The organism is Streptomyces sp. NPDC002788, assembly GCF_053592115.1.
Genome location: NZ_JBSFVB010000002.1, coordinates 305,253 through 318,652 on the forward strand (window position 1 = coordinate 305,253; position 13,400 = coordinate 318,652).

The window sequence follows — 13,400 nt, forward strand, 5'->3', positions numbered from 1 at the left end:
CAGGGAAGTTCACCCGAAGGGGTCGGTCCAGAAGGAACGCCGGCTCGTGGGGCCGTCGTTCATCACACGTAACCGCACACACGTGCCCGGACGCACCTGCGTATCCGCACATCCGTACGCGCACCGAGAGGGGGAGGCAGCCGCAGTGACCAACATTCCCGAGACCGGCAGGAACCCACGGGTCCAGATCCGGCTCGTCGTCATCCAGGTCCTCGTCCTCTCCCTGCTGCTCACCCTCGGCGGACGCCTGTGGTACCTCCAGATCCGTGAGGGCGCCGCGTACGCCAAGGAGGCCTCCGGGAACCACGTCCAGCAGGTCGTCCAGCCCGCCGTCCGCGGCTCCATCCTGGACGCCCGCGGCGTGGCCATCGCGGACAACGAGACGCGGCTGGTGGTCTCCGCGTCCCGCACCGACCTGCTGAAGATGAAGGACGACGGCAAGGACGTCCTCACCAAGCTCGCCGGAGTCCTGGGCATGTCGCCCAAGGAGGTCCAGGAGAAGGTCCGGCTGTGCGACGCCAAGACGCCGCAGCCCTGCTGGAACGGCTCGCCCTACCAGCCCATCCCCATCACCGACGAGGCCACCGCCAAGCAGGCCCTGCAGATCCGCGAGCGCGCCGAGGACTTCCCCGGCATCACCGCCGAGCCGCAGGCCGTGCGCCGCTACCCGAGCCCCGGCAAGGCCAACACCGCCCAGGTCCTCGGCTACCTCTCGCCGGTCACCGACGAGGAGATCAAGAAGGCGCAGAACACCGACTCGCCGTATCTGCGCTCGGACCAGGTGGGCCGCTCGGGCCTGGAGCGCCAGTACGACAAGCAGCTGCGCGGCAAGGCCGGCGTCACCCGCTACGAGGTCGACAACCTCGGCCGCGTCATCGGCCAGGCCGAGGCCGACCCGGCCCACCCCGGCGACAACCTCGTCACCAGCATCGACTCCCGGGTCCAGCGGATCGCCGAGTACGAGCTGAACGAGGCCATGAAGCAGGCCCGCAAGGAGCACGACCGCAACACGGGCACGAACTACAAGGCGGACTCCGGCGCCGTCGTCGTCATGGAGGCCAAGACCGGCCGCGTCGTCGCCATGGCCTCCAACCCGACGTACGACCCGAACGCCTGGGTGGGCGGCATCTCCGCCAAGGACTACGCCCGGCTCACCGGCAAGAGCTCCAACTACCCGCTGCTCAACCGCGCGATCCAGGGCCAGTCGGCACCCGGCTCGATCTTCAAGGTCATCCCCACCGCCGCCGCGGTCAACGCGGGCTATTCCTTCAACGGCCCCTACCAGTGCTCCAGCTCGTACTCGATCGGCGGCCAGGTCTTCAAGAACTTCGAGTCCAAGGGGTACGGCCCGATCAGCCTCGGCCGCGCCCTGGAGGTCTCCTGCGACACCGTCTTCTACCGGCTCTCCCACGAGGAGTGGAAGAAGGACGGCGGCACCAAGCCGAAGAAGAACGCCAACGACTGGTTCTACAAGACCGCCCACCAGTTCGGCCTCGGCAAGGAGACCGGCATCGACCTGCCCAACGAGGTCACCGGCCGCGTCCCCGACCGCCAGTGGAAGTCCGACTACTGGAAGGCCAACAAGGACGCCTGGTGCCGCACCGGCAAGCGCAACGGCAGCTACGCCGAGCAGATCGCCTACGAGAACTGCCTCGAAGGCAACCGCATGCGCGCCGGTGACTCCGTCAACTACTCCATCGGCCAGGGCGACACGCTCGTCACGCCGATCCAGATGGCCACCATCTACGGAGCCATCTCCAACGGCGGCACGATGTACACCCCGTCCGTCGGCAAGGCCGTCATCAGCGCCGACGGCAAGACGGTCACGCCGATCAAGCCCCGGGCGCACGGCAAGCTCCCGATGACGCAGAAGACGCGCGACGAGATAGACGAAGCCCTCGCGGGAGTCGCCACCCGCGGTACGGCCGCCTGGAGGTTCGGCGGCTGGCCGCAGGACAAGATCCCGATGCACGCGAAGACGGGTACGGCGGAGGTCTACGGCAAGCAGACGACCTCCTGGTTCGCCACGTACACCAAGGACTACGCGATCGTCATGACGATCTCCCAGGGTGGTACGGGCTCCGGCGCCTCCGGCCCGGCCGTCCGCAACATCTACAACGCGCTGTACGGCGTCTCCCCGGACGGCGACATCGACACGAAGAAGGCGCTGCTGCCCACCCCGCAGAAGGCCCTGCCCAAGGTCAGGACGGACGGCACCATCGCCTCCCCGAAGGTCTCCAAGGACCCGGCCAAGGACCAGCAGGCGAACAAGAAGGACCCGAACGCCCCGGCCGACCCGCTCCAGCCGGCCACGGCGGCCCCGCCGACGCCGGAGAACCGTGACACCCGAAGGCGCCGGCGCCGGCGGGGAAGCCGGAGGTTGCCGACATGACCGGCGGTGTGAACAGCTTCCAGGTCTCCGGCTATGGGCCCGAGCGCTCCGGCTGGACCCGGCTCATCGCCCGTGACTCGGTGGCGCGGCGGCTCGACTGGCCGATCCTGTTGGCGGCGACGGCCCTGTCGCTGCTCGGCACGCTGCTCGTCTACTCGGCGACCCGCAACCGCACCGAGCTCAACCAGGGCGACCCGTACTACTTCCTCGTCCGGCACCTGCTGAACACCGGCATCGGCCTCGGCCTGATGGTCGCCACGGTCTGGCTGGGCCACCGCGCCCTGCGCACCGTCGTACCGCTGCTGTACGGCGTCTCGGTGCTGCTCATCCTGCTCGTGCTCACCCCACTGGGCTCCACGATCAACGGCGCCCACTCCTGGATCAAGCTCCCCGGCGGCTTCTCCCTGCAGCCCTCGGAGTTCGTGAAGGTCACGATCATCCTGGGCATGGCGATGCTGCTGGCGGCCCGGGTCGACGCGGGCGACAAGAAGTACCCCGACCACCGCACGGTCGTACAGGCCCTGGGCCTGGCCGCCGTGCCCATGGCGATCGTGATGCTCATGCCCGACCTCGGGTCGGTCATGGTCATGGTCATCATCGTGCTCGGCGTGCTGCTCGCCTCCGGGGCGTCCAACCGCTGGGTGTTCGGCCTCCTCGGCACGGGCGCCATCGGAGCGATCACCGTCTGGCAGCTCGGGGTGCTCGACGAGTACCAGATCAACCGCTTCGCCGCCTTCGCCAACCCCGAGCTCGACCCGGCCGGCGTCGGCTACAACACCAACCAGGCCCGTATCGCCATCGGCTCCGGCGGACTGACCGGCTCCGGCCTCTTCCACGGCTCGCAGACCACCGGCCAGTTCGTGCCCGAGCAGCAGACGGACTTCGTCTTCACCGTGGCGGGGGAGGAGCTCGGCTTCCTCGGCGGCGGCCTGATCATCCTGCTGCTCGGCATCGTCCTGTGGCGTGCCTGCCGTATCGCCCGGGAGACCACGGACCTGTACGGCACGATCGTGGCCGCGGGCATCGTCGCCTGGTTCGCCTTCCAGACGTTCGAGAACGTCGGCATGACCCTCGGCATCATGCCGGTCACCGGCCTGCCACTGCCCTTCGTGTCGTACGGCGGATCGTCGATGTTCGCGGTGTGGATAGCGGTAGGACTGCTGCAGTCGATCAGAGTGCAGCGCCCGATGTCGGCCTGAGCAAGTATGGGGCGCCTGTGGGGTGCCCCATACCGCCTCGCCCGCGGGGCGACTAGATTCGGTTCATGGCGGACACCAAGCGCGAGATCGAGCGGAAGTACGAGGCCCAGGACGGTGGGCTGCCCGACCTGACCGGAGTGGCCGGGGTCGCGACCGTCGTCGACAGAGGGGTCGCCCACCTCGACGCCACCTACTACGACACCACCGACGAACGCCTCGCCGCGTCGTCCGTCACGCTGCGGCGCCGCACCGGTGGCTCGGACGCCGGCTGGCATCTGAAGTTCCCGGTCGGCCCCGGCGTCCGCGACGAGATCCAGGCCCCGCTCTCCGACACCCTCCCCGACGACCTCGCCGGGTTGGTCCGCTCCCGGGTCCGCGGCAAGAAGCTGGCGCCCGTGGTGCGGCTGCGCTCGGACCGCGACGTGCGTCACCTGGTCGACGCCGACGGGCGGCTGCTCGCCGAGGTCAGCGCCGACACCGTCCGCGCCGAGCGGCTCACCGGTGACGGGGGCCGGGCGCGGTGGACCGAGATCGAGGTGGAGCTCGCCGACGGGGGTGACCCGGCGTTCCTCGACAAGGTGGAGAAGCGGCTGCGCAAGGCGGGCGTACGGCCGTCGAGGTCGGCGTCGAAACTGGCGCGGGCGCTGGCCGAGACGGCGCCCGGGCGGCGGCGCCCGGCCGCCCCCGCCGGGGAGCCGCTGACCGCCGGGGACCACGTGCTGGCGTACGTACGCGCCCAGCGGGACGCGATCGTCGAGCTCGACCCCGCCGTCCGCCGGGACACCGAGGACGCCGTGCACAGCATGCGCGTGGCCACCCGCCGGCTGCGCAGCACCTTCAAGTCGTTCGGCAACGTCCTCGACCGGGCCGTCACGGACCCCGTCGGCGACGAGCTGAAATGGCTGGCTGGTGAGCTGGGCGTGGACCGGGACCGCGAGGTGCTGGCCGAGCGGCTGACGGAAACCCTCGACGAGGTGCCCGTCGGCCTCGTCCGAGGCCCGATGAAGGAGCGGCTGCTCTCCTGGTCGAACGCCGAGCACAGCGGGGCCCGCAGTCACCTCATCGGCGTTCTCGACTCCCGCCGCTACCTCGCCCTGCTCGACACCCTCGACGCGCTGATCGCAGACCCGCCGCTGCTGAGGGCGGCAGGGAAGAAGCCCCGCAAGACGATCGCCCGGGCGGTGAAGAAGGACTTCCGCACGGTCACCGCGCTGGTCGAGCGGGCGCTGGACCTGGAGCCCGGCACCGACCGGGACGTCGCCCTGCACGAGGCCCGCAAGAAGGCCAAGCGCACCCGCTACGCGGCCGAGGCGGCCCGGCCGGTCCTCGGCAGGCCGGCCAAGACCATGGTCAAGTCCATGAAGGCGCTGCAGAACCTGCTCGGCGAGCACCAGGACAGCGTGATGGCCCGGCAGACCCTGCGCGAACTGTCGGCGGTCGCCCACGCGGCCGGGGAGAGCGCCTTCACCTACGGCCTGCTCCACGAGCGCGAGGAGCAGCGGGCCCTGCGCGCGGAGGCCGAGCTGCCCGGGTTCTGGGACGGGATCAAGGGCGGGCCGGGGGGCCTGTGACCGCGCGGGCGTACGAAGGTGCGCCGCGGTCGCGTTAGGCTGGATGGTCACCCCTGTCAGTTCAGTCCAGTTCACGAAGGTGCGCGACATGCCTGCCGAAGTCGCTGCGTCGGTCTTCCCGCAGCTCGAAGCTCTGCTCCCGCACGTGCAGAAGCCGATCCAGTACGTCGGCGGAGAACTCAACTCCACGGTCAAGGACTGGGACTCCTGTGACGTCCGCTGGGCGCTCATGTACCCGGACGCCTACGAGGTCGGCCTGCCCAACCAGGGCGTCATGATCCTTTACGAGGTGCTGAACGAGCAGGAGGGCGTCCTCGCCGAGCGCACCTACAGCGTGTGGCCGGACCTGGAGAAGCTGATGCGGGAGCACGGCGTCCCGCAGTTCACGGTGGACAGTCACCGGCCGGTGAAGGCCTTCGACGTGTTCGGCCTGTCCTTCTCCACGGAGCTGGGCTACACGAACATGCTGGCGGCCCTGGACCTGGCCGGGATCCCGCTGGAGTCCAGGGACCGGACCGTCGACGACCCGATCGTCCTGGCCGGCGGCCACGCGGCGTTCAACCCCGAGCCGATCGCCGATTTCATCGACGCCGCCGTCATCGGCGACGGAGAGCAGGCCGTCCTGGACATGACGCGGATCATCCGCGAGTGGAAGGCCGAGGGCCGGCCGGGCGGCCGCGAGGAGGTGCTGTTCCGCCTGGCGAAGACGGGCGGCGTGTACATCCCGGCGTTCTACGACGTGGAGTACCTCCCCGACGGCCGGATCGCCCGTGTCGTGCCGAACCGCAGCGGTGTCCCGTGGCGGGTGTCCAAGCACACCGTCATGGACCTCGACGAGTGGCCGTACCCCAAGCAGCCGCTGGTTCCCCTGGCCGAGACGGTCCACGAGCGCATGTCGGTGGAGATCTTCCGCGGCTGCACCCGGGGTTGCCGCTTCTGCCAGGCCGGCATGATCACCCGCCCGGTCCGTGAGCGCTCCATCACGGGCATCGGCGACATGGTCGAGCAGGGCCTGAGGACGACCGGATTCGAGGAGGTCGGCCTGCTGTCGCTGTCCTCGGCGGATCACAGCGAGATCGGCGACATCGCCAAGGGCCTCGCCGACCGCTACGAGGACGACAAGATCGGCCTCTCGCTGCCGTCCACCCGCGTGGACGCCTTCAACATCGACCTGGCGAACGAGCTGACGCGCAACGGCCGCCGCTCGGGCCTCACGTTCGCCCCCGAGGGCGGCTCGGAGCGGATCCGCAAGGTCATCAACAAGATGGTCTCCGAAGAGGACCTGATCCGCACGGTCGCGACGGCCTACGGCAACGGCTGGCGGCAGGTGAAGCTGTACTTCATGTGCGGCCTGCCCACGGAGACCGACGACGACGTCCTGCAGATCGCCGACATGGCGACGAGGGTCATCGCCAAGGGCCGCGAGGTCTCCCGCTCCAACGACATCCGCTGCACGGTCTCGATCGGCGGCTTCGTCCCCAAGCCGCACACGCCCTTCCAGTGGGCCCCGCAGCTGTCCGCCGAGGAGACCGACGCCCGCCTGGCCCAACTCCGCGACAAGATCCGCGGCGACAAGAAGTACGGCCGCTCCATCGGCTTCCGCTACCACGACGGCAAGCCCGGCATCGTCGAGGGCCTGCTCTCCCGGGGCGACCGCCGCATCGGCGCGGTCATCCGCGCGGTCTACGACGACGGCGGCCGCTTCGACGGCTGGCGCGAGCACTTCTCGTACGACCGGTGGATGGCGTGCGCCGACAAGGCACTGGAGCCGTTCGGCGTGGACGTCGACTGGTACACCACCCGCGAGCGCACCTACGAGGAGGTCCTCCCCTGGGACCACCTCGACTCGGGCCTCGACAAGGACTGGCTCTGGGAGGACTGGCAGGACGCCCTCGACGAGACGGAGGTCGAGGACTGCCGCTGGACGCCGTGCTTTGACTGCGGGGTGTGCCCGCAGATGGACACGGCCATCCAGATCGGCCCGACGGGCAAGAAGCTGCTGCCGCTGACGGTCAAGAACGCGGCGCCGGCGCCGAGCGGCCACGCGCACTGAGACCAGCACGCCGGGAGCCCCCTTCACAGCGGAGGGGGCTCCCGGCGTGTCTGCGTCGGCATGACCGGCCCCCAGAGCCGAGGGTTCTCAGTTCCTCGCGGCCGCCTCCGCGAGGAGGAGGTAGCTGCTGGCCGTCCACGTGTACGCGCGGTCGCGGAGGCCCGTGCCCGTGAGGGCGTCGAAGTTCTCCGCGAAGCCGTGGGTTTCGCAGAGGGTGCGGAAGCGGGTGCTGATGTCGGCTGCCAGGCGGTGGTGCCCGGCGCGGCGCAGGCCGTCTTCGATGAGGACCGTGGCGGGGGCCCAGATGGGGCCGCGCCAGTAGCCGTCGGCGAGGTAGTGCGGGGAGGACGGCAGCTCCGTGGCCAGGCCGTGGGGGGTCAGGTGGGCCTCGATGCGGGCGGCCAGTGTGTCGCTGATCTCGGGCGGGAGGTGCTCGCCCAGGGTGATGGGCATCAGGTCGAGGAGGCTGGAGCCGGTCCAGGTGTTTCCGCTGTGGACGCCCCGGGTGACGAAGCGGTCGCCGGTCCAGAGTTCGTCGAGCAGGGCCGCCTGCGTCGTCCCGGCGGCCCGTCTCCAGTGGCCGGCCTCGTCCGGTCTGTTCAAGTCCGCCGCCAGAACGGCCAGTTCGTGGAGCTGGAGGGTGAGGAAGGCGGACAGGTCCGCGGTGACGGTGACGCGCTCGGGGTCGAATGTCGTGGCGTTGTCCCAGCCGCTGTCGTTGCCGTGCTGGTAGTGGGGGAGGGCGGCGCCGGGGGCGCGTCGGGCGGTGAGCCAGAAGTTTGTCCAGCGGCGGAGTCTGTCGTAGGTCTCGGTCAGCCGGGTTCGGTCGAGGGGGTGCGGCAGTCGGCGGCGGAGGCGGGCCAGGGCCCAGCCGTGGATGGGCGGTTTGACGAAGTTGTGCAGGACTTCGGAGTGGGTGACCGAGTCGGGCAGTGCCCCTGTCTCGTCCTGGTGGTCGAAGGGCAGCTGGTACTGGTCCCAGGCCAGGTCCGGGCAACCGGGGGCCAGGGCGAGGGCGTTGAAGCAGTGGTCCCAGCTCCAGACCTTGTCCATCCAGTGCTTGGACATGAGGACGGCGGGGCGGGCGAGCAGTCCGGCGGGGCGTACCGTCGCGGACCAGAGGACGTAGGCGGCGAGTTCGGCGGCCGGGGTGGCGGAGGAGCGCCAGGGGGCCACCGTGTCGACGAAGTCGGTGAAGGCTTTCCGGGCCGTTTCGACGAGGGCGGTGAAGGGCGTCGTCGAGGTGTACGGGGGGCGGGCGGTGTCGAGTTCCTCGAGGGCTATCTCCCAGGGGGCGTCCGCGTCCGCGGTGATCGTCAGGCCGCGGTCGGCGCTGCCCAGGGCCTGGTCGCCGTCGACGTGGGTCACGGTGCCGGACAGCACGGTGACGCGGTAGCGGCGGCCGGTCTCGTACGAGGTGAAGACGTGGGCGCCGGCGGCCGCGTCCCGGAAGTAGTACGTGCCGCTGAACGGGGTCAGGGTGCGGGCCGCCGAGGAGACGCGCAGCGGGAGCGTCCTGCCGCGCAGGCGCACGGTGTCCGGTGAGGCGTAGGTCAGCTCGATGCGGCCGCTCTCGCCGGTCCAGGTGAGCAGGTCCGGAGTGGCCTCCACCCGGGTCTCGGCCCGTTCGCCCGTCACGGCGTGGAGCGGGGTCAGGCGCAGCACGGCGTGCATGCCGTTCTGGTGCGAGACGAGGTGGAGGTCTTCGGCGTACGTCTTCTCCGCCACGACGGGGGAGAAGCCGAACCAGGATCCGTCCGTGCTGAAGGGGATGTCCTGGACGGAGAAGGCCGGGCCGGAACGGTCGGCGGTCATGTGGTGTCACTCGTTTCTCGAGCAGGGATCGTCAGGGGGTGGTGCTGGTCACGCCCTGGTGGATGCTTCAGTCCTTGACCGCGTCGGCTGTCACGCCGGCGGCGACGTAGCGCTGGGCCAGGACGAGGATGACCGCGGCGGGCAGTGAGGCCACGACGGCGGTGGCCATGATGGCGTTCCACTCCTGGTTGTTGTTGCCGATGTAGTGGTAGATGCCGAGGGTGATCGGCTCGTGTGCGCCGCCGTTGACCAGGGTGCCGGCGAAGACGAAGTCGGACCAGGACCACAGGAACGCGAACAGGGAGACGGTGACGACGGCGTTGCGGCTCATGGGCAGGACGATCGACCAGAAGGTGCGCAGGGGTCCGGCGCCGTCCGTCCGGGCCGCCTGGAGGAGCTCGCCGGGGATGCCGGACATGAACGCGGTGAAGATGAGCACCGCGAAGGGCACGGCGAGGGTGGAGTCGGCGACGATCAGGCCGGGGACGGACCTGAGCAGGCCGAGCTGCAGGTAGATGGCGTAGAAGCCCATCGCCATGATGATGCCGGGGATCATCTGCGCGGTCAGCAGGAGGAAGCTCAGGACACCGCCGCCGCGCGGGCGGAGTTTCGCCAGGGCGTAGCCGGCGGGGGCGGACAGGGCCACGGTCAGGGCGACGGTGCCCAGGCCGATGACGAGGCTGGTGCCGAGGTAGGGCAACTGCTCGTCCAGGACGGTGCGGTAGCCGGCCAGGGTGCCGTGGACCGGGAACAGGCCGGGTGGGTTCTTGCGCATGTCCTGGTCACGGGTGAGGGACACGTTGAGCATCCAGTAGACCGGGAAGAGCATGATCCCGGTCAGCAGGACGCCGACGGTGGTCTTGCCCCAGGTGCGTCGGCTCATGACAGCGCCTGCTTTCGCTGGACCCTCAGGTAGACCAGGCCGAAGACCAGGGCGGCCGCCACCAGCAGGTTGCCGACGGCCGCGCCGGGGCCGAAGGCGGGCAGCAGGTTGCCGAAGCCGAGCTGGTAGGACCAGGTGGCGAAGGTGGTGGACGAGTCGGCCGGGCCGCCCTTGGTCATGATCCAGATGATGTCGAAGACCTTGAGGGTGTAGACCAGCCCGAGAAGCAGGGTGATCGCGGACACCGGGCGCAGCAGCGGGAAGGTGATGCTCCAGAACCGGCGCCAGGCACCCGCCCCGTCCAGTGCGGCGGCCTCGTACAGGCCGGACGGGATGGACTGCAGGCCGCTGTGGAGGACGACCAGGTTGAACGGGACGCCGATCCAGATGTTCGCGATGATCACCGAGGTGAGCGACCAGGACGGCGAGGTCAGCCAGTTCACCGGATCCACACCCACGACATGCAGGGCCGCGTTGACGATGCCGGAGTCGCTGTTGAGCATCCACGACCAGGTGGAGGCCGACACGATCAGCGGTAGCAGCCAGGGGACGAGGAACAGGGCGCGCAAAGTCGCCGAGAGCCGGAAGTGCTGGTTGAAGAAGACCGCGAGGGCCAGGCCTATGGCGTACTGGAAGGCCAGGCAGACGACCGTGAACACCACGGTGTGGAGCAGGGCCGGGGCGAAGACCGGGTCGTCGAGGATCGTGCGGTAGTTCTGCAGGCCGGTGAAGGGCGCGTCGCCCTGGACGAAGGAGCGGACGGTGTAGTTGCGCAGGCTGAGGTCGAGGTTGCGGTAGAGGGGATAGGCGTAGAAGAGGGCGAGGTAGAGGGTCACCGGGGTGAGGAAGGCCCAGGCGGCCCACTGCTCGCGGGGCGTCTTCATCGGGCCCATGTCACTTGACCGCTGCCTGGGCGGAAGCGAGCGCGTCCTCGGGGGACTTGGAGCCGCTGAGGGCGGACTGGACGGCCTTCCACAACTGCTCGGAGATCTTGGGGTACTTGGTGCCCAGGTCGTCACTGGTGCGTCCCTTGGCCGTCTTGACCGCGTCGACCCACGGCTTGAGCCCGGGGTTCGACGCCACCTGCTTGTCCTGCACCTCGCGGGTGGGCGCCACGTACGACAGGGTGGTGTCGGTGTCGTAGAGGTTCTTCGTGCTGGTCAGGCAGGTGGCGAGCTTCCGTGAGGTGCCGTAGCGGCCGGTGTCGGCCTGGACCGGGAGGGTGACGAACTCCCCGCCGGTCGGGGTGGCGGCGTTGCCTCCGTCGGCGGCCGGCACGGGCAGCACTCCGTAGTCGAAGCCCGTCTTCCCGGCGTTGGCCAGCTGCCAGGTGCCGTTCTCGGCGAAGGCGTAGTCGCCGCTCGCGAACTCCTGCCAGCTGGTCGTCTGGGTGTTGTTGAGCACCGAGTTGGGGGCGTAGCCCTGCTCCAGCCAGTCCTTCCACAGTGACAGCGCCGAGGCGGCCCGGGCGGAGTCGAGTGCGGTCAGTTCGGCGCCCGCGCCCCAGAACCAGGGCAGGAACTGGAACGTGCCCTCCTCCGTGCCGATCGCGGAGAAGGTGATGCCCTTCTTGCCCGCCGCCTTCACCTTCGCCAGCGCGGCCGTGAGTGACGTCCAGTCCTTCACCGAGGCGATGTCGACACCGGCCTCCTTCAGGACCTTCTTGTTGTAGTAGAGGGCGAGGGTGTTGGCGCCGATCGGGGTGCCGTACGTCTTGCCGCCCGACTGGCCGGCCGCGAGCAGGTTGGGGTCGACGGCCGAGGTGTCGAGCTTGCTCTCGTCGGTCGCGGTGAGTACGCCCGCCTCGGCCAGGGTCGACACCACCGGGTTGTCGACGACGAGGACGTCGGGTGAGTTGCCCTGCTGGGCGGCGAGCAGGGTCTTGTTGGCCAGATCGCTGGTGTCGAAGCCGGTCCGCTCGACCTTCACGCCGGCCTCGGTGCCGCAGGCGTCCAGCAGCTTCGCCCACGCCGAGCCCTTGGCGAACTGCGGGTACGGGTCCCAGATCGTGTAGGTGCCGCTGTCGGCGCCCTTCGTGTCGGCGCTGCCCGAACCGGAGGAGCAGGCGGTGCCGGCGGCGGCGAGGACGGTCGACAGGGCCACTGCGGCGAGACGCCGTCTGGAGGTGCAGTGCATCGCGGGTTCCTTCGTTTCAGGCACACGGGTGCCGTGGCAGGGGCGACGTGGGGAGAAACGGGCACGCCGAACGGAGGCGGTGAGGGGTGCCTGTTCGAAGAAGGTGGGTGAGGGAGTGGGGGAGTGGGGGAGTGGGGTGAGGTCAGGGCTGCGGGGAGCCGGAGGCGGGTCCGGTGCTGGCCCGCAGGGAGATCGGGGGCGCCAGCAGATGGTGCCGGGCGGGGGCGTCGGGCTGGTCCAGCCGTTCCACCAGGAGTTCGACGGCGCGACGGCCCATCTCCTCCGCCGGCACGTCCGCCGCGGTGAGCTGCGGGGTCACCGTCTCCGCCCACCGGCTCGCCACCACCCCGGTGACGGAGAAGTCGCGCGGCACATGGCGGCTCGCCCGGGCGAGTCCTCGGTACAGGCCGCCCAGGGCGGCCTCGTTGAGCGTGACCAGGGCGGTGGTCTCCGGGTCGTCGTGCAGGATCCGCTCCAGGCATGCCTGGCCCGACGCGGCGTCGTCCCCGCAGCAGTACGTCCGGGCGGTGAGCCCGCGTTCGGCCGCGGCCTTGGTGAAGCCGTCCAGACCGCGGTGCGCCGACTCGTACCCGGCCCGCAGGAGCTGTTCGGGACGGTTGACGAAGGCGATCCGGCGGTGGCCGAGATCCGCGAGGTGGTGTACACAGGCCTGCACCAGCGCGGTGTGGTCCAGGCCCACCCACCATCCGCCCTCCGGGTGGGCGGTGCGGCCGATGGCGACGAACGGGAAGTCCAGGGCTGCCAGATGGTCCACCCGGTCGTCCTCCAGCCGGATCTCCATCATGATCGCGCCGTCGACCCGGCGTTCCCCCAGCAGCCGCTGGAAGGAACGGTCGCTGTCGACTCCGCTGGGTGACAGCAGCACGTCGTAGTCGTAGGCCGCGGCGGCCTCGACCACGCTGCCGATGAAGTCCAGCTGCATGCCCGTGTAGTGGTTCCCGGCCGGCGGGAAGACCAGGCCGATCGTGCTGGTCCGGCCGTTGGCCAGGGCGCGGGCGCTGGCGCTGGGCCGGTAGCCCAGTTCGTCGACGACCTGCTGAATCTTCCGTCGGGTCTCCTCCGACACCGGGCGCTTGCCGCTCAGCGCGTAGGACACGGTGCTCCGTGAGACACCGGCCCGCCGGGCGATCTCACCGATGTTCACGGCAACTCCTAGCTCGTCGAACCGGTTCGCTTGGCAGGAAGGTAGGAACTGCCCGGGCGCCTGTCAACACCTGTGCGCTACTCCCCTGGTCGGACGCGACGGTCGGAAAGATGACGGTGTCCAAGGGATTGCTGGCCGGGAGCCTCAGTGCTAGCTTCCCGAACCGGTTCGACGCATCCGTCCCTC

At 69.9% G+C, this 13,400-nt stretch carries 9 protein-coding genes; 4 read left to right on the forward strand and 5 right to left on the reverse strand.

From position 1 onward, the window contains the following. Nucleotides 1-145 precede the first annotated feature (145 nt). From mrdA to ACWD1U_RS04675, 4 genes are all read left to right on the forward strand, one after another. Nucleotides 146-2,392 (forward strand): penicillin-binding protein 2, encoded by a 2,247-nt coding sequence (gene mrdA, locus ACWD1U_RS04660; RefSeq protein ID WP_451104387.1) that lies wholly within the window; start codon nucleotides 146-148, stop codon nucleotides 2,390-2,392. Then, complete coding sequence (rodA, locus tag ACWD1U_RS04665; RefSeq protein ID WP_451104389.1) at nucleotides 2,389-3,591, forward strand: rod shape-determining protein RodA; 1,203 nt, start codon at nucleotides 2,389-2,391, stop codon at nucleotides 3,589-3,591. The genes mrdA and rodA overlap by 4 nt, the downstream gene beginning before the upstream one ends. Before the next feature lie 65 nt (nucleotides 3,592-3,656). Next, nucleotides 3,657-5,162 carry a CYTH and CHAD domain-containing protein gene (locus tag ACWD1U_RS04670; protein WP_451104390.1) on the forward strand — a complete coding sequence of 502 codons (1,506 nt, stop codon included), beginning with the start codon at nucleotides 3,657-3,659 and terminating at the stop codon, nucleotides 5,160-5,162. Nucleotides 5,163-5,250: 88 nt separating this feature from the next. Beyond that, nucleotides 5,251-7,215: a TIGR03960 family B12-binding radical SAM protein gene (locus ACWD1U_RS04675; protein WP_451104392.1), complete on the forward strand. Its 1,965-nt coding sequence runs from the start codon at nucleotides 5,251-5,253 to the stop codon at nucleotides 7,213-7,215. An 87-nt stretch (nucleotides 7,216-7,302) separates the two neighbouring features. Here the strand turns inward: ACWD1U_RS04675 and ACWD1U_RS04680 are convergent, their stop codons facing one another. The 5 genes from ACWD1U_RS04680 to ACWD1U_RS04700 form a co-directional block, all read right to left on the reverse strand. Then, nucleotides 7,303-9,030 carry an amylo-alpha-1,6-glucosidase gene (locus ACWD1U_RS04680; protein WP_451104394.1) on the reverse strand — a complete coding sequence of 576 codons (1,728 nt, stop codon included), beginning with the start codon at nucleotides 9,028-9,030 and terminating at the stop codon, nucleotides 7,303-7,305. Nucleotides 9,031-9,097: 67 nt separating this feature from the next. Further along, complete coding sequence (locus tag ACWD1U_RS04685; protein WP_451104396.1) at nucleotides 9,098-9,913, reverse strand: carbohydrate ABC transporter permease; 816 nt, start codon at nucleotides 9,911-9,913, stop codon at nucleotides 9,098-9,100. Further along, on the reverse strand, nucleotides 9,910-10,806 hold the full coding sequence (locus ACWD1U_RS04690) for a carbohydrate ABC transporter permease (protein ID WP_451104398.1): 897 nt from the start codon (nucleotides 10,804-10,806) through the stop codon (nucleotides 9,910-9,912). Before ACWD1U_RS04690 ends, ACWD1U_RS04685 begins: the two co-directional genes overlap by 4 nt. Nucleotide 10,807: 1 nt before the next feature. Continuing rightward, nucleotides 10,808-12,049: a sugar ABC transporter substrate-binding protein gene (locus tag ACWD1U_RS04695; protein ID WP_451104400.1), complete on the reverse strand. Its 1,242-nt coding sequence runs from the start codon at nucleotides 12,047-12,049 to the stop codon at nucleotides 10,808-10,810. Nucleotides 12,050-12,191: 142 nt separating this feature from the next. Continuing rightward, a complete protein-coding gene (locus tag ACWD1U_RS04700) occupies nucleotides 12,192-13,214 on the reverse strand; it encodes a LacI family DNA-binding transcriptional regulator (RefSeq protein ID WP_451104402.1) in 1,023 nt (340 codons plus the stop codon). Nucleotides 13,215-13,400 lie beyond the last annotated feature (186 nt).

Coding starts and splice junctions, on each gene's coding strand:
- rodA (WP_451104389.1), top strand. CDS start 2,389: ATGACCGGCGGTGTGAACAGCTTCCAGGTCTCCGGCTATGGGCCCGAG.
- ACWD1U_RS04670 (WP_451104390.1), top strand. CDS start 3,657: ATGGCGGACACCAAGCGCGAGATCGAGCGGAAGTACGAGGCCCAGGAC.
- ACWD1U_RS04675 (WP_451104392.1), top strand. CDS start 5,251: ATGCCTGCCGAAGTCGCTGCGTCGGTCTTCCCGCAGCTCGAAGCTCTG.
- ACWD1U_RS04680 (WP_451104394.1), bottom strand. CDS start 9,030: ATGACCGCCGACCGTTCCGGCCCGGCCTTCTCCGTCCAGGACATCCCC.
- ACWD1U_RS04685 (WP_451104396.1), bottom strand. CDS start 9,913: ATGAGCCGACGCACCTGGGGCAAGACCACCGTCGGCGTCCTGCTGACC.
- ACWD1U_RS04690 (WP_451104398.1), bottom strand. CDS start 10,806: ATGGGCCCGATGAAGACGCCCCGCGAGCAGTGGGCCGCCTGGGCCTTC.
- ACWD1U_RS04695 (WP_451104400.1), bottom strand. CDS start 12,049: ATGCACTGCACCTCCAGACGGCGTCTCGCCGCAGTGGCCCTGTCGACC.